Here is a 15,838-nt window from a genome sequence, read left to right on the forward strand (position 1 = left end):
CGGGGTGCACTGCCCTCATGAGCAACGATCAGCCGCCGCCGGAGAACGACCCGTTCGGTTCGTCACGTCAGCCGCCGCCGGAGAACGACCCGTTCGGTTCGTCACGTCAGCCGCCGCCGGAGAACGACCCGTTCCGCAAGCCGCCGCCGCCCCCCGACGGCGACGGGAACGGGCCGCCGCACGCCCCTCCGTACGATCCGAACGCCCATGGCGCGGGCGGACCCTACGGAGGCACCGATCCGCTCGCCGGGATGCCGCCGCTCGCGCCGTTCGGGACGCGGCTGCTGGCCCGGATCATCGACATCGTGATCGTCTTCATCCCGCTGGCGATCATCTCGCTGATCACCGGAGGCGCCTGGTACTCCACGGGCGACAACGGGGAGTGGGACAACGTCACCAATCAGATGAACACCGGACGGCACTGGGTCTGGTCGCTGGTCTCGCTCCTCGCCTACGCCGGCTACGACACCTTCATGACGAAGAAGTACGGGCAGACCCTCGGCAAGCGCTGGCTGAAGATCAGGGTCGCGATGCTGAACGACGGGGCCAATCCGGACACGCGGTCCTCGCTGCTGCGCGCGGCGGTGCTCTGGGTGCCCGCGCTGATCTGCTGCTTCCTGCTCTGGTGGCTGGTGCTGCTCGCGACGGTCCTGGCGAGCAGGCCGTACAGACAGGGTCTGCACGACAAGGCCGCCGGGACCGTCGTGGTGTCAGCGCAGCGGTGAGTGCCGGCCGGCCCCGGCACCCACCGGGGTCTCGGTGGCGGTGGCGGTCACCCGGGCGGTGGCGCGAGCGCTCGTACGGGCCCGGCCCGGCTTGTTCGGCAGGGGCACGGTCATGGCCACCAGCAGGCCGAGACCGAGCGCGGCGACCCCGATCACCGCGACACCTATGCCCGCGGTGGTGCCGGACAACAGGAGCATGGCGAGGGTCGAACAGACGATGGTGGCGGAGCCGTAGGCGAGCTGAGCGGCAGTCGGACGCGGCATGGCGGAATCCGTCCCTCGGAGCATCGGCGTTGGGGATCGATGGTGCTGTGGGGGATCTACGTGGGGGTGTCTCGCGGGTCTCGCATGTACGACGGAAATCTCGGACTACAGGATGGCCGGGTGGATCGCACCCTCCTGGCGACTCTACGAGACTCGATGCCCGAGCGGAACGGCTAGTAAGCGCTGCGCAATTGGTAGGGCCGGTGCACGGGGGGCGCACGGCAGCACCGCCCCCGGGCGACCGGCCGAAAACATGCTCCCACTTGTCCCGAATGCTCAAGATCAGGAGTTCTGTCCGAAGGGCGGAACGAGGGCCCCCATAGTGCAGTTGACGGGTTCAAGTCAAGGTCTGTCTTTTCTCCTTCAAGTCCTGTCCAATGTCGTCACTTATGGCGTATCTACGCGCGCGGATCCCTCAACTTGCCACCCGCGGATCGCGTGCGTCGGGGAGGAACAGCATCAAGTGATCAGCAATCGACGGGCTGGAAGAATGTCCGCGGTGATCGTGGCCCTGGCCGCGACCGCCGCGACGGCCTCGGCCTTCACCACGGCCCAGGCGCATGACAACTCCGGTAATCCCGCAGCCGGCCCCACCGCGACCGAGAGCCGAGACCCGGCACCGCAGCAGGGCCAGGTCGAACACGATCTGGACGGCCCGTTCAGCAAGCAGCAGTCGAAGCAGCGCGAGGACGCGCTCCAGCAGGTCATATCCGGTGACGCCACGGTGCAGAAGCGCGGCGGCTCCCAGGTGGTGAAGCTCGACCGGGGCAAGTACGTCGAGCTGGGCCGGGAGAAGACCGACAAGATCTTCACCATCCTCGTGGAGTTCGGCAACCAGGTCGACAGCACCACGACGCACGACCCGGACGGACCCGACGGGCCGCTCCCGCCCGTCACGAAGTTCGGCGGGACCCCCGGTCCCCTGCACAACGAGATAGCCGCGCCCGACCGCTCGGTCGACAACTCGACCGCCTGGCAGGCGGATTACAACCAGGAGCACTTCCAGGACCTGTACTTCGGTACGGGCAAGGACAGCAAGGGCAAGCAGAAGGAATCGCTGAAGACCTACTACGAGAAGACGTCCTCCGGGCGCTACTCGGTCGACGGCGAGGTCTCCGACTGGGTCAAGGTCCCCTGGAACGAGGCCCGTTACGGTTCCAACTACTGCGGCTCCTCCAACTGCTCCAACGTCTGGGACCTGGTGCGCGACGGCGTCACCGCCTGGGCCGCCGACCAGAAGGCGCAGGGCAGGACCGACGCCGAGATCAAGGACTACCTCTCCCAGTACGACCAGTGGGACCGGTACGACTACGACGGCGACGGCAACTTCAACGAGCCCGACGGCTACATCGACCACTTCCAGATCGTCCACGCGGGCGAGGACGAGTCCGCGGGCGGCGGTGCCCAGGGCACGGACGCCCTGTGGGCGCACCGCTGGTACGCGTACGGCTCCAGCGCGGGCACCACGGGCCCCTCGGACAACAAGGCCGGCGGCGCCCAGATCGGGAACTCCGGCATCTGGGTCGGCGACTACACGATGCAGCCGGAGAACGGCGGCCTCGGCGTCTTCGCGCACGAGTACGGCCACGACCTCGGCCTGCCCGACCTGTACGACACCGCGGGCGGCGAGAACTCCACCGGGTTCTGGACGCTGATGTCGTCCGGCTCCTGGCTCGGCACCGGCAAGGAATCCATCGGTGACCTGCCCGGTGACATGACCGCCTGGGACAAGCTCCAGCTCGGCTGGCTCGACTACGACGTGGCCAAGGCGGCCACCGACTCCACGCACAAGCTGGGGGTCTCGGCGTACAACACCAAGAACCCGCAGGCGCTCGTGGTCGAACTGCCCAAGAAGGAGAAGACCACGACGGTCGTCAAGCCCGCCGAAGGCTCCAAGCAGTGGTGGAGCGGCATGGGCAACGACCTCAGCAACACCCTGACCCGCTCGGTCGACCTGACCGGTAGGTCCACGGCGGCGCTGGAGCTCCAGGGCTGGTGGGACATCGAGGCCGACTTCGACTACCTGTACGCCGAGGTGTCGACGGACGGCGGCGCCACCTACACGCCGCTCGACGGCACGGCCGACGGCAAGTCCCTGACGCGCGACGCGGCCGACCGTACGGCCCTGACCGGCGTCTCGGGCACGTACAAGAAGCTCGTCTACCCGCTGGACGCCTACGCGGGCCAGAAGGTCGACCTCCGCTTCCGCTACCTGACCGACGGCGGCGTGGCCGACAAGGGCTTCGCGGCGGACGACATCAAGGTGATCGCCGACGGTACGCCGGTCTTCGCCGACAACGCCGAGGGCGACGACGCGGGCTGGACCCCGAAGGGCTTCTCGCGGATCGGCGAGAACTTCACGCAGGACTACGACCAGTACTACATCGCGGAGAACCGGCAGTACGTCTCGTACGACAAGACGCTCAAGACCGGCCCGTACAACTTCGGCTTCTCGGCGCCGAACAACGCCACGGTCGAGCACTACGCGTACCAGAACGGCCTGTTGATCTGGCTGTGGGACACCTCGCAGAAGGACAACAACACCAGCCAGCACGAGGGCGAGGGCCTGGTCCTGCCGGTGGACGCCCACGCCACGCCGCTGAAGTGGGCGGACGGCACGCTGATGCGCTCGCGCATCCAGTCGTACGACTCGACGTTCAGCTGGTGGCCGACGACCGGCCTGAAGCTGCACCAGGCCGACCGGCTGACGCGGATCGCGCCGCAGCTCGGGGTGCCGTTCTTCGACGACAGGAAGGGCACGTACTGGAGCGCGGAGAACCCGCGCGCCAGCGTGAAGGTTCCTGACACCAACACCAGGATCAGCATCGTCAGCCAGCCGCTGGATGGCCGGACGATGACGGTCAAGGTGGGCAAGTCCACTAAGTAACCGCGAGTAATCGCAGGTCAAAGCAGTGATCGGCCGTCGCCCCCTAGCGGGCGGCGGCCGATCGTGTTTAGGTGCGTCCTACGGATTCTTATTGACAGGGCGTCCCACGGGACAGGCCCATGACCCCACCCACGACAGCGCACGGGGGAGATGACCGGCATGGCAGGCGGAGGCTTCAGCAGACTCCCGAACGGCACGGTGGTGGTGGCGGTGACCCTGCCCAGCCCCCGGGCCGAGGGCGGCATGGTGCGCGTCCTGGTGCACGCGGTGAACCGGGCCCGTGCCCTGACCCGGCTCCGGAACCTCGGGCTGCGGGCGGTCTACCTCCGGGGCAACGCCCACCCGCCCACACCGGACGAGATCACCGCCGTGCTCCACCATCCGGACGGCCTGCTCTGGCGCGCCACACCGGAGTGCCTGGAGCAGCTCTGGCAGCCGATACGGGCGCTGCTGGGCCGACAGGCCGGGGCTGCCTGGTAGGGCTTCCGGCGGCCCGCCGAGCGCCCCGCCGGAGGCCCGGTGGGCGGCTCAGTCGGGCAGGACCGGGGTGCCGGTCAGCTCCACGCCCGCCGCGCGCAGCTCCGTGAGGGCGTGCGCGGTGGTCTCCTTCGACACGGCGGCCGTCAGATCGAGCAGGACCCGGGTGGTGAAGCCCCCGCGGACCGCGTCGAGCGCCGTCGCGCGGACGCAGTGGTCCGTCGCGATGCCGACCACGTCGACCTCGGTGACCTCGTGCTCCCGCAGCCACTCCAGCAGCCGCACGCCGTTCTCGTCGGCGCCCTCGAAGCCGCTGTACGCCGCCTCGTACGCCCCCTTGTCGAACACCGCCTCGATCGCGCCGGAGGCGACGGCCGGGGCGAAATTGGGGTGGAAGCCCCCGCCCTCCGTACCGGCGACGCAGTGCACCGGCCAGCTGTCCACGAAGTCGGGGACGGCCGGGGGTATCGCGAAGTGGGAGCCGGGGTCGACGTGGTGATCGCGGGTGGCGACCACATGCCGGTATCCGGGGGAGGAGCGGCCGATCAGATCGGTGATGGAGGCCGCGACCTCGGCGCCCCCCGTCACCGCGATGCTGCCGCCTTCACAGAAGTCGTTCTGGACGTCCACGACGATCAATGCGCGGTGCATGGGGCAATCCTTCGATGACGGGTTCTTCGGCCACGGGCTCGGGGGCGGATTCGGCAGCGGGTACGGGGCGAGGCGGGGACGCGGAGCCGGGGCGGTCCCGCGGGAGCGTTCGAACAACTGCTACCACCGTCCCGCCCGCCTCACACGTATCGCCTCACACGTACTCGGTCGGGATCACCGGCTCGCCCCGCGACAGCTGGATCGCCGACATCGGCAGCCCCGCGCGGGCCGCGATATGCCGCTGACGTACGGCGTCCAGCGGCTCCCGCGCCACTATCCCGCCGCCCTTGACCAGCTCCACCAGCAGCTGCCGGTCCGCCAGCTCGGGCGGTACGGGACCGGTGCCGATCACCTCGGCCTCGGCGTACCCCTGCGCGTCGGTCCGGCGGGCCGCCCACTTGCGGCCGCCCACCGAAGCCTTCCCGCCCAGGGACTTCTTCGCCACCGGGACGAGCGGGGCCTTCGGATCGGCGGACCGTGCGCGGGCGACCAGCTTGTAGACCATGGAGCAGGTGGGGTGCCCGCTGCCGGTGACCAGCTGGGTGCCGACGCCGTACGCGTCCACCGGGGCGGCGGCCAGCGAGGCGATGGCGTACTCGTCCAGGTCGGAGGTGACCACGATCTTCGTGTCGACCGCGCCCAGCTCGTCCAGCTGCTGCCGGACCCGGTGCGCCACCAGCAGCAGATCGCCGGAGTCGATCCGGACGGCCCCCAGCTCGGGCCCGGCGATCTCCACGGCGGTCCGGACGGCCTCGGCGACGTCGTACGTGTCGACCAGCAGCGTCGTCCCCGGGCCGAGCGCGTCGACCTGGGCGCGGAAGGCGTCGCGCTCGCTGTCGTGCAGCAGGGTGAAGGCGTGCGCGCTCGTCCCGACGGTCGGGATGTCGTAGCGGAAACCGGCCGCCAGGTCGGAGGTGGTGTCGAAGCCGCCGACGTACGCCGCGCGCGCCGCCGCCACGGCGGACAGCTCGTGCGTACGGCGCGCGCCCATCTCGATCAGCCGGCGCCCGCTCGCGGCGGCCGACATCCGGGAGGCCGCGGCGGCGATGGCCGAGTCGTGGTTGAGGATCGACAGGATCACGGTCTCCAGCAGCACGCACTCGGCGAAGGAGCCCTCGACCCGCAGGACCGGCGAGCCCGGGAAGTAGACCTCGCCCTCCGGGTAGCCCCAGATGTCCCCGTTGAAGCGGTACGCGGCGAGCCACTCCAGCGTCGGTCCGTCGACGATCTCCTTCTCGCGCAGGAAGCCCAGCACGTCCGCGTCGAAGCGGAAGTTCTCCACGGCGTCCAGCACCCGCCCGGTGCCCGCCACGACCCCGTAACGGCGTCCCTCGGGCAGCCGCCGGGTGAAGACCTCGAAGACCGAGCGGCGATCGGCCGTACCGGCCTGGAGCGCCGCCCGGAGCATCGTCAGTTCGTACTGATCGGTGAAGAGCGCGGTCGACGGCACATCCACCGGCAGCCCACCACCCTTGTTCGGATGCGCTGCGCGCGCTTTCTCATACGGCAGCCCAAGGTCCGCAGTGTTCATACGAAGATGCTACCCCTAATACTCGTCACATTGACGATTTCTGTTTCCGGTCGCCCGGCGGTCATCCGGCCGACGTCCGGCCGCCACCCCGTCGCCGGTCTTCGTTTGTGCGACACGCCGCCCAGAGTGGCAGCATGGGTCGGGTGAGGCTGTGGCTTCCGGCACGCCCCCGGCAGAGAAGAAGGTCGCCCCAACCGTGAGTGTCGCTCCGACAGAGATCGAACGCCCAGAGTCGGCCGAGGAGACGTTCGCCGTCCCCGAACCCGACGTGCCCTGGGTGACGATCGTCCACAACGACCCGGTCAACCTCATGAGTTACGTGGCGTATGTCTTCCAGGCCTATTTCGGCTATTCGAAGGACAAGGCACACAAGCTGATGCTCGACGTTCACCACAAGGGCCGCGCCGTCGTCTCCAGCGGCAGCCGCGAGGAGATGGAGCGCGACGTGCAGGCGATGCACGGCTTCGGGCTCTGGGCGACCCTCTCGCAGGACCGCAACTGATGGCCGGGCACTTCGAGGCGATCCCCGGCGGCGGCGCGGCCGTCGCGCTCGACGAGGTCGAGATCTCGATCCTGCGCTCCCTCGCCGTACAGCTGCTGGAGCTCATCGGCCCCGGCGCCGAGCCCACCCAGGGGGAGGACCCGCTCGCCGCCCTCTTCGCCCCCGGCCCCAGCGAACCCCCCAGCGACCCGGCGCTCGCCAGGCTCTTCCCGGACGCGTACGGCGGCCCGGACGCCTCCGGTGACGAAGCGGAACTGCGGGAGTACGCCGCCGAGTTCAGGCGGTTCACCGAGAACGACCTGCGCGACCGCAAGCGCGAGGACGGGATGGCGCTCGTCCGCACCCTGGACGGGCTCACCGCCACGGGCGAGGGCGGCGCCGTACTCAAACTGACCCCCGACGACTGCCGGCACTGGCTCGGCGCGCTCAACGACCTGCGGCTGACGATCGGCACCCGGCTGGACGTCACCGACGAGGACGAGGGCGGCGAGCTGTACCGGCTGCCGGACGGCGACCCGCGCAAGCCGATGGTGATGGCGTACCTCTGGCTCGGCGCGCTCCAGGAAACACTGGTGGAGACGCTGCTGCCCTGAAGGACTCCTTCCGTTTCCGTAGGATTCTCAGATAACGCTCAATTCGACGTAACGATCACGTCACCACCTGAGCGCTCTTTGTGGTTTCTGGTGGATTTTGTACGGATTTTCTCGTGGGTCGTGCCACCGGGGAACCCTTCCCCGAAACATTGCCACCGTGATAAATCTTCACGACTCCCCGGGTACGCCACCCCTGTCCCCGGGGCGCCTTCGTCGGCCGACCGCCGGTGGCACTCCATTCATATCCGGGGGGATCAGGAACTGGTCCGTGGCCGACGAACGGCGCGGATCAGTGTGGAGAAAGGCACACGACCATGACCTCTGCGCAGGTCGACAAGGAGTACGGCGACGGGACCGTCCCGCGGGCGGCCGGCGACGGCCCGCCCGAAGAGGGATACGAGCGCGGGCTCGGCAGCCGCCAGGTCCAGATGATCGCCATCGGCGGTGCGATCGGCGTCGGGCTCTTCATGGGCGCCGGGGCGAACATCGCCAAGGCCGGTCCCAGCGTCATCCTCATCTACGCCCTCGCCGGCGTAGTGATCTTCTTCATCATGCGGGCGCTCGGCGAGCTGCTCCTCTACCGGCCGGTCTCGGGCTCCTTCGCGGAGTACGCCCGTGAGTTCCTCGGCCCTTTCTTCGGCTTCGCCACCGGCTGGACCTACTGGCTGATGTGGATCGTCACCTGTATGGCAGAGCTGACGGCCGCCGCCATCTATATGCACTTCTGGTTCCCGAGCATCCCGCAGTGGGTCAGTGCCCTGGTCTTCCTCGTGGTGCTCTTCGGCGTCAACCTGATCTCGGTGAAGATCTTCGGTGAGGTCGAGTTCTGGTTCTCGATGATCAAGGTCACCGCGATCATCGGCATGATCGTCATCGGTTTCGGCGTGCTCACCCTCGGCTTCTCCGACGCCGGTCAGACCGCCGCCGTGTCGAACCTCTGGTCCCACGGCGGGGTCTTCCCCAACGGCGTCGGCACCAGCCTGATGACCCTCCAGGGCGTGATGTTCGCCTACCTCGCCGTCGAGCTGGTCGGTGTCACCGCGGGCGAGTCCGAGGACCCCGAGAAGACCCTCCCCAAGGCCATCAACACGCTGCCCTGGCGGATCATCGTCTTCTACGTCGGCGCGCTCCTGATCATCCTCTCGGTGGTCAAGTGGACCGAGTTCCAGGCGGGCACCAGCCCCTTCGTGTACGCCTTCGAGAAGATGGGCATCCCGCTCGCGGCGGGCATCGTCAACTTCGTCGTGCTGACGGCCGCGCTCTCCTCCTGCAACTCCGGGATGTACTCCACCGGCCGGATGCTGCGCGACCTCGCCTCCAACGGCGAGGCCCCCAAGTCCTTCGGCCGGCTCAACTCCCGCAAGACCCCGGCCGTCGGCATCGCCGTCTCCGTCTCCCTGATGGGCATCGGGGTGATCCTCAACTACATCGTCCCGGAGAAGGCATTCGGGTATGTGATCTCCGTGGCCACCGCCTCGGGTATCTGGACCTGGCTGATGATCCTCATCAGCCACATCCGCTACCGCAAGGCCGTGGACGCGGGCCGGCTCCCGGCCTCCTCCTTCCCGGCCCCCGGCGGATCGTTCTTCAGCTGGGTCGCGGTCATCTTCCTGCTCTGCGTCACCTGCATGATCGCGTTCGACAGCGATGGGCGGATCTCCCTCTACGTGGGTGCCGTCTGGGCGGTCGGCCTCGTGGTGGGCTGGCGGTACCTCAAGCGGCAGAACCCGCAGATCGCCGGGGACGCCGAGCACGCCTCCGCCGTCGAGTAGCGGCAGCCGTACCCGTACGCGTACCGCACGGAAGACGCGTACCGCGCGGAAGACCCCCGGACCCGGAGAAGACCTCCCGGCCCCGGGGGTCTTCCGTATGTCCCTCTATATTTTCCGCATGCTCACCATCACCCAGGACCTGTACGACCGGATCGTCGCGCACGCGCGGGCCGACCACCCCGACGAGGCCTGCGGCGTGGTCGCGGGACCGGCCGGCGGCGGACGGGCCGAGCGGTTCATCCCCATGCTGAACGCCGCGCGGTCGCCCACCTTCTACGAGTTCGACTCGGCGGATCTGTTCACGCTCTACCGCGAGATGGACGACCGCGACGAAGAACCGGTCATCATCTACCACTCGCACACCGCGACCGAGGCCTATCCGTCCCGTACGGACATCACGTACGCCAATGAGCCCGGCGCCCACTACGTCCTCGTCTCCACCGCCGACGCGGACGGGGCGGGCCCCTTCCAGTTCCGCTCGTACCGCATCGTCGAGGGACAGGTCGCGGAGGAGGACGTGGAGATCGTCTGACGGCACCGGACGAGGGGCGCCGCCCCGACTCCGTCCACCTGCCGAACGCCGACCGTCCACGATGCGAGCGGCCATATCCGTACGCGGACCGGGAATCGATACGATGAGCGCATGGTTTCCCTCGACGTGACCGACAAGACGCCGAGCACCCCGCTGCTCGTCGCGCGGCTGCACGTCGATCTGTGCCGTCTCGCCAGTGCCATCTGTCCGGGCAGCGACAGCGCCGCCCGCTGAGCGACGGCCCGACCCGGCCCACCGCTGTCCCGAGCGGCGATCCGCACCACGCACTTCCCCCGCGCGGGGGCCGAGCCGCGCGCCCGTCACGCACTCCATGCCTCTCCCGACAGGAGCCCATGCCATGGCCATCGAGGTCCGCATCCCGACCATCCTCCGCACCTACACCGACGGCGCCAAGGCGGTCGACGGCAGTGGTGACACGCTCGCCGACCTCTTCGCCGACCTCGAAACCCGGCACGCGGGCATCCGCGAGCGCCTCATCGACCCGGCCAAGGACAACCAGCTCCGCCGCTTCGTGAACGTCTACCTCAACGACGAGGACGTCCGCTTCCTCGACGGCATCTCCACCAAGCTCACCGACGGCGACACCGTCACCATCCTCCCGGCGGTCGCCGGCGGCGCGCTCGAAACGTACCCGGCCTGATGCGCTACGACTCCCCGCTGGCGGCGGTCGGCAACACGCCCCTGGTCCTGCTCCCCAGGCTGTCGCCCTCGGCGGACGTCCGGATCTGGGCCAAGCTGGAGGACCGCAACCCCACCGGCTCCATCAAGGACCGGCCCGCGCTCCACATGGTCGAACAGGCCGAGAAGGACGGCCGGCTCACCCCCGGCTGCACCATCCTGGAGCCCACCAGCGGCAACACCGGCATCTCGCTCGCCATGGCGGCCAAGCTCAAGGGCTACCGCATCGTCTGCGTCATGCCGGAGAACACCTCCCAGGAACGGCGCGACCTGCTCACCATGTGGGGGGCGGAAATCGTCCCGTCCCCCGCCGCGGGCGGCTCCAACACCGCCGTACGCGTGGCGAAGGAACTGGCCGCCGAGAACCCCTCCTGGGTCATGCTCTACCAGTACGGCAACCCCGACAACGCGGGCGCGCACTACGCCACCACCGGCCCCGAGATCCTCGCCGACCTGCCCTCCATCACCCACTTCGTGGCGGGCCTGGGCACCACGGGAACGCTCATGGGCGTGGGCCGCTACCTGCGCGAGAACGTCGAGAACATCCAGATCGTCGCCGCCGAACCGCGCTACGACGATCTCGTCTACGGCCTGCGCAACCTGGACGAGGGCTTCGTCCCCGAGCTGTACGACGCCTCCGTCCTCACCACCCGCTTCTCCGTGGGCTCCGCCGACGCGGTCACCCGTACCCGCGAACTCCTCCAGCGGGAAGGCATCTTCGCGGGCGTCTCCACCGGCGCGGCGCTGCACGCGGCGATCGGCGTGGGCCGCAAGGCGGTCAAGGCGGGCGAGAGCGCCGACATCGTGTTCGTCGTCGCGGACGGCGGCTGGAAGTACCTGTCGACGGGCGTCTACACGGCGGCCACGACGGAAGAGGCGATCGAGACGCTCCAGGGCCAGCTCTGGGCGTAGACCTTCCGTTCGGATCGTGCCGATGGGGCGTGGTACCGGGGCTCGTCCCCGGACCCGCCCCTTCCGTATATCTCCCACCGCCCGTGACGACCCCGGGCGGGCCACTCGAACCGGTGACACCGTGGGTGAGTTCCCCCACAACGGCCCACCGTGGAGGAGCGACCAGCCGTTTCGCGCTTTACGCTCGACAAACCGTATGACCCCGTACGACCCCCGTCGCCCCCTCTTCCACGCCACGGAGGTTCACGCTCCATGAAGCTCACCGTCGTCGGCTGTTCGGGCTCCTTCCCCTCCGCGGGGTCGGCCTGCTCCAGCTACCTCGTAGAGGCCGACGGCTTCCGGTTGCTCCTCGACATGGGTAATGGCGCCCTCGGCGAGTTGCAGCGTCACTGTGGTCTCTACGACCTCGATGCCATTTTCCTCAGTCACCTCCACGCCGACCACTGCATCGACATGTGCGGATACTTCGTCGCGCGCTACTACCGCTTCGACGGCGGCCGTCCCGCGCCCATCCCCGTGTACGGCCCCGAGGGCACGGAGCAGCGCCTCACCACCGCCTACGCGGACACGCCCACGGACAAGTCCATGAGCGAGGTCTTCGACTTCCACACCCTCAAACCCGGCTCCTTCGAGATCGGGCCCTTCTCGGTCCGTACGGAGAAGATGGCGCACCCCGTCGACACCTTCGGGATCCGGGTCGAGCACGGCGGCGGCTCACTCACGTACTCCGGCGACACGGGCGCCTGCGAGCCGCTGGTCGAGCTGGCCGAGGAGACGGACCTCTTCCTCTGCGAGGCGGCGTTCACCTTCGGCAAGGAGGACGTCGAGGGCCTCCATCTGAACGGGCGCGAGGCCGGCGCCCACGCGACACGGGCACGGGCACGGCGGCTGGTGCTGACGCACATCCCGCCGTGGACGGACGGCGAGCTGAACCTGTCCGACGCCCGAGAGGTGTACGCGGGCCCGGCGGAACTGGCCACGCCCGGCGCGGTGTACGAGATCTGACACGTACGGGTACACGTACGGGTACACGTACGGGTACGGGGCCGGGCGGGCGTACGCGTACGGGTGGGCGGGGCCGGGGACCGGGGCACGCGAGCCGGGGTACGTGAACCAGGCACCCGGATTCACGGTGCCCGCTCCGGCTCCACCTGGTCCTCCTCGGGCTCGCGCCCCGGCGTCGGCAGCCGGAACGTGGTGATCGCGAAGCGGAAGACCGCGTAATAGACGACCGCGAAACACAGGCCGATCGGAATGATCAGCCAGGGCTTGGTGTCGAGATGCCAGTTGACGACGTAGTCGATCAGCCCGGCCGAGAAGCTGAAGCCCGCGTGCACCCCGAGCGCCCAGGTGATCGCCATCGACGCGCCGGTCAGCAGCGCGTGCACCCCGTACAGCACGGGCGCGGCGAACAGGAAGGAGAACTCCAGCGGCTCGGTCACCCCGGTGACGAACGAGGTGAGCGCGACCGAGACCATCAGCCCGGCGACCCGCTTGCGGTGCTCCGGGCGGGCGCAGTGCGCGATGGCGAGCGCGGCGGCGGGCAGCCCGAACATCATGATCGGGAAGAACCCCGACATGAACTGGCCCGCCGAGGGATCCCCGGCGAAGAACCGGGTCAGATCGCCCTGGACGACGGTCCCGTCCGGCTTGGTGAACTCCCCGGCCTGGAACCAGAAGAAGGTGTTCAGGAACTGGTGCATCCCGACCGGGATCAGCAGCCGGTTGGCGAGCCCGAAGATACCCGCGCCCCAGGCGCCCAGGCTGATCAGCTGCTTGGAGAACGAGGTCAGCGCGTCCCCCACCGGCTCCCACAGCAGCCCGAAGGCCACCCCGAGGGCCGCGCAGATGAACGCCATCAGGATCGGCACCAGCCGGCGGCCGTTGAAGAAGCCGAGCCAGTCGACCAGCCTCGTACGGTGGTAGCGCTGCCAGACGATCGCCGTCAGCAGCCCGATCAGGATGCCCCCGAGCACCCCCGGATTCTGCGGGGTGCCGCCCGGCAGCGCCTTGGTGACCGTACCGCCGATCGGGAACGCGGCCAGGACGCCGTGGTAGACGAGGAAACCGGCGACGGCGGCGAGCGCGGTGGAGCCGTCCGCCTTCTTGGCGAAGCCGATCGCGACCCCGATGCAGAAGAGCAGCGGCAGCCCGAACGACCCGTCCAGGATGGCCGTGCCGCCCATCGTGAACACCTTGGCGGTCTTCTCCCAGAAGGCGCCGTGCAGATACGCGGAGAACAGGTTGCCGAGGCTGACCAGCAGCCCGGCGGCGGGCAGGACGGCCACCGGTAGCTGGAGGCTGCGCCCGACCTTCTGGAACCCCTGGAACGGCCCGTTCCACCAGGGCAGCCGGGCGGGGGCGGATGTGCCGGCGACGCTCATGGCGGTTCTCCCGTGCTCTCCCGTGCTCTCCCGTGCTTCTCCGGGACGGATGACGGATGACGGATATGTGGTGATCGCCATGATTCGGCACGGGGAGACGGTTCGCCCGCGAGGATGGTCCAACTGTGCGTTAACGTGACAAAAAGTACGTTCATGGACGGAGAGAAACGCATGGCCACCAAGGCTGAGAAGATCGTCGCCGGGCTCGGCGGACTCGACAACATCGTGGAGATCGAGGGCTGCATCACCCGCCTGCGTACCGAGATCGTCAACCCAGACCTGGTCGACGAAGCCGCGCTGAAGGCCGCGGGAGCCCATGGCGTGGTCAAGATGGGCACGGCGGTCCAGGTCGTCATCGGCACGGACGCGGACCCGATCGCGGCGGACATCGAGGACATGATGTAGCGGGCCCCTCCGAGCCCCGGCCCTCGGGCCGACCGGGCTTCCCGGACTTACGCCTACGCCCTACGCCTACGCCCTACGCCTACGCCCTACGCCTACGCCTTCGGCCCCCGGCCACGACCGGACCCTCGGCCTTCGGCCCCCGGCCCCCGGCCCGACAGGTCACCCGGGAGGGGCTTGATCCGGACCACCGGAACAGCCCCTCCCGTAGCTCCCGATAGGCTCACGGCCATGTCTCGAATCGACGGCCGCACCCCCGAACAGCTCCGTCCCGTCACCATCGAACGCGGATGGAGCAAGCACGCCGAGGGCTCCGTCCTCATCTCCTTCGGTGACACCAAGGTCTTCTGCACCGCCTCCGTCACCGAGGGCGTGCCCCGCTGGCGTAAGGGCAGTGGAGAAGGCTGGGTCACCGCCGAATACTCGATGCTGCCCCGCTCCACCAACACCCGCGGCGACCGTGAGTCCGTACGCGGCAAGATCGGCGGACGTACGCACGAGATCAGCCGGCTCATCGGCCGCTCCCTGCGCGCGGCCATCGACTACAAGGCGCTCGGCGAGAACACCGTCGTCCTCGACTGCGATGTCCTCCAGGCGGACGGCGGTACGCGCACCGCCGCCATCACCGGCGCGTATGTCGCACTGGCCGACGCGGTCGCCTGGGCCCAGGGCAAGAAGATCGTCAAGGCCGGCCGCAAGCCCCTCACCGGCACGGTCGCCGCCGTGAGCGTCGGCATCGTCGACGGCGCGCCGCTCCTCGACCTCTGCTACGAGGAGGACGTCCGCGCCGAGACCGACATGAACGTCGTCTGTACGGGCGACGGCCGCTTCGTCGAGGTCCAGGGCACGGCCGAGGCCGAACCCTTCGACCGCAAGGAACTGAACGCGCTGCTCGACCTCGCCACGGCGGGCTGCGTGGACCTGGCGAACCTCCAGCGCGCGGCACTCGAACGCACCCTTTAACAACAACTCGGCAACCGCGACGCCCTCCGGGGGCGTCCCTCCCGGTACGGGCGCACGGACATCCGTGCGCCCGTACGTACATCCGCCCACCGACCCATCCACTGCTCCGGGGGACCACGATGCCCATACCGACCGTCACCGCTCCCCGCGCGTCGGCCCTCGCGGCCGTGGCCGCGCTCGTTCTGCCGCTCACCGCGGGCTGCGGCGCCCTCGACAAGGCGCTCGACTGCGTCAGGGCGGCGGACGCCATCACCCGCAGCGTCGGCGATCTCCAGGAGGCGGTCTCCAGCACGGGTGACGACCCGCTGCGGATCGACGAGGACCTCGACGCGATCGACCAGCAACTCGCCGACCTGAAGGACAGGACCGGCAACGCGGATCTCGGCAAGGCCGTCGAGGACCTGGGCAAGGGCATCGACAACGTCCGTACGGCCGTCAAGAACGGCGACGAGACCCCCGACCTCACACCCGTCACCGACGCGGCGTCGGAAGTGGCCAAGATCTGCACGCCCTGAGCCGACGGCGGGCGGCCCGATACTGGGTC

Annotated in this window: 18 protein-coding genes; 14 read left to right on the top strand and 4 right to left on the bottom strand. The window is 69.1% G+C overall.

The genetic code is table 11. The features are described from left to right. The first annotated feature begins 17 nt into the window (after positions 1–17). A complete protein-coding gene (locus tag ACIP8W_RS02115) occupies positions 18–725 on the top strand; it encodes an RDD family protein (protein WP_402201618.1) in 708 nt (235 codons plus the stop codon). Here ACIP8W_RS02115 and ACIP8W_RS02120 read toward each other — a convergent pair. Further along, complete coding sequence (locus ACIP8W_RS02120; RefSeq protein WP_401952336.1) at positions 711–989, bottom strand: hypothetical protein; 279 nt, start codon at positions 987–989, stop codon at positions 711–713. The genes ACIP8W_RS02115 and ACIP8W_RS02120 overlap by 15 nt on opposite strands. A 463-nt stretch (positions 990–1,452) precedes the next feature. Between ACIP8W_RS02120 and ACIP8W_RS02125 the strand changes: the two genes are divergently transcribed. Continuing rightward, a complete protein-coding gene (locus ACIP8W_RS02125) occupies positions 1,453–3,876 on the top strand; it encodes an immune inhibitor A domain-containing protein (RefSeq protein WP_401952339.1) in 2,424 nt (807 codons plus the stop codon). A 159-nt stretch (positions 3,877–4,035) separates the two neighbouring features. After that, entirely contained in the window at positions 4,036–4,356 is a 321-nt protein-coding gene (locus tag ACIP8W_RS02130) for a hypothetical protein (RefSeq protein ID WP_401952342.1), read from the top strand. Positions 4,357–4,404: 48 nt separating this feature from the next. Here ACIP8W_RS02130 and ACIP8W_RS02135 read toward each other — a convergent pair whose 3' ends face one another. Together ACIP8W_RS02135 and ACIP8W_RS02140 are read right to left on the bottom strand one after the other, a co-directional pair. Next, on the bottom strand, positions 4,405–5,004 hold the full coding sequence (locus tag ACIP8W_RS02135) for a nicotinamidase (protein WP_401952344.1): 600 nt from the start codon (positions 5,002–5,004) through the stop codon (positions 4,405–4,407). Between the two features lie 154 nt (positions 5,005–5,158). Continuing rightward, the gene (locus tag ACIP8W_RS02140) at positions 5,159–6,535 is read right to left on the bottom strand and encodes a nicotinate phosphoribosyltransferase (protein WP_401952347.1); all 1,377 of its coding nucleotides are present in this window, start codon (positions 6,533–6,535) and stop codon (positions 5,159–5,161) included. Between the two features lie 196 nt (positions 6,536–6,731). Between ACIP8W_RS02140 and clpS the strand changes: the two genes are divergently transcribed. From clpS to ACIP8W_RS02180, 8 genes are all read left to right on the top strand, one after another. Beyond that, positions 6,732–7,037, top strand: a complete 306-nt coding sequence (gene clpS, locus ACIP8W_RS02145; protein ID WP_401952350.1) for an ATP-dependent Clp protease adapter ClpS — start codon at positions 6,732–6,734, stop codon at positions 7,035–7,037. After that, the gene (locus tag ACIP8W_RS02150; protein WP_401952352.1) at positions 7,037–7,630 is read left to right on the top strand and encodes a DUF2017 domain-containing protein; all 594 of its coding nucleotides are present in this window, start codon (positions 7,037–7,039) and stop codon (positions 7,628–7,630) included. The genes clpS and ACIP8W_RS02150 overlap by 1 nt, the downstream gene beginning before the upstream one ends. Before the next feature lie 314 nt (positions 7,631–7,944). After that, a complete protein-coding gene (locus ACIP8W_RS02155) occupies positions 7,945–9,402 on the top strand; it encodes an amino acid permease (RefSeq protein ID WP_401952354.1) in 1,458 nt (485 codons plus the stop codon). Between the two features lie 118 nt (positions 9,403–9,520). Beyond that, positions 9,521–9,934, top strand: coding sequence for a Mov34/MPN/PAD-1 family protein (locus ACIP8W_RS02160; RefSeq protein ID WP_401952357.1), 414 nt, complete (start codon positions 9,521–9,523; stop codon positions 9,932–9,934). A 111-nt stretch (positions 9,935–10,045) separates the two neighbouring features. After that, the gene (locus tag ACIP8W_RS02165; protein ID WP_402149780.1) at positions 10,046–10,168 is read left to right on the top strand and encodes a putative leader peptide; all 123 of its coding nucleotides are present in this window, start codon (positions 10,046–10,048) and stop codon (positions 10,166–10,168) included. Between the two features lie 124 nt (positions 10,169–10,292). Next, a complete protein-coding gene (locus tag ACIP8W_RS02170) occupies positions 10,293–10,595 on the top strand; it encodes a MoaD/ThiS family protein (protein WP_401952362.1) in 303 nt (100 codons plus the stop codon). Continuing rightward, entirely contained in the window at positions 10,595–11,545 is a 951-nt protein-coding gene (locus tag ACIP8W_RS02175) for a PLP-dependent cysteine synthase family protein (protein WP_401952364.1), read from the top strand. The genes ACIP8W_RS02170 and ACIP8W_RS02175 overlap by 1 nt, the downstream gene beginning before the upstream one ends. 252 nt (positions 11,546–11,797) lie before the next feature. Next, a complete protein-coding gene (locus tag ACIP8W_RS02180) occupies positions 11,798–12,550 on the top strand; it encodes an MBL fold metallo-hydrolase (protein ID WP_401952367.1) in 753 nt (250 codons plus the stop codon). 122 nt (positions 12,551–12,672) lie between these two features. Here ACIP8W_RS02180 and ACIP8W_RS02185 read toward each other — a convergent pair whose 3' ends face one another. Next, positions 12,673–13,929 (bottom strand): PTS transporter subunit EIIC, encoded by a 1,257-nt coding sequence (locus tag ACIP8W_RS02185; RefSeq protein ID WP_402153127.1) that lies wholly within the window; start codon positions 13,927–13,929, stop codon positions 12,673–12,675. Positions 13,930–14,100: 171 nt separating this feature from the next. Here ACIP8W_RS02185 and ACIP8W_RS02190 point away from each other — a divergent pair, with 171 nt between their 5' ends. From ACIP8W_RS02190 to ACIP8W_RS02200, 3 genes are all read left to right on the top strand, one after another. Then, positions 14,101–14,334 carry a glucose PTS transporter subunit EIIB gene (locus ACIP8W_RS02190; protein WP_401952372.1) on the top strand — a complete coding sequence of 78 codons (234 nt, stop codon included), beginning with the start codon at positions 14,101–14,103 and terminating at the stop codon, positions 14,332–14,334. Between the two features lie 228 nt (positions 14,335–14,562). Beyond that, the gene (rph, locus tag ACIP8W_RS02195; protein WP_402201619.1) at positions 14,563–15,294 is read left to right on the top strand and encodes a ribonuclease PH; all 732 of its coding nucleotides are present in this window, start codon (positions 14,563–14,565) and stop codon (positions 15,292–15,294) included. Positions 15,295–15,413: 119 nt separating this feature from the next. Next, the gene (locus ACIP8W_RS02200) at positions 15,414–15,809 is read left to right on the top strand and encodes a hypothetical protein (RefSeq protein WP_401952376.1); all 396 of its coding nucleotides are present in this window, start codon (positions 15,414–15,416) and stop codon (positions 15,807–15,809) included. Positions 15,810–15,838: the final 29 nt, after the last annotated feature.

This window comes from Streptomyces sp. NPDC088554, from assembly GCF_044752945.1.
GTDB lineage: Bacteria > Actinomycetota > Actinomycetes > Streptomycetales > Streptomycetaceae > Streptomyces.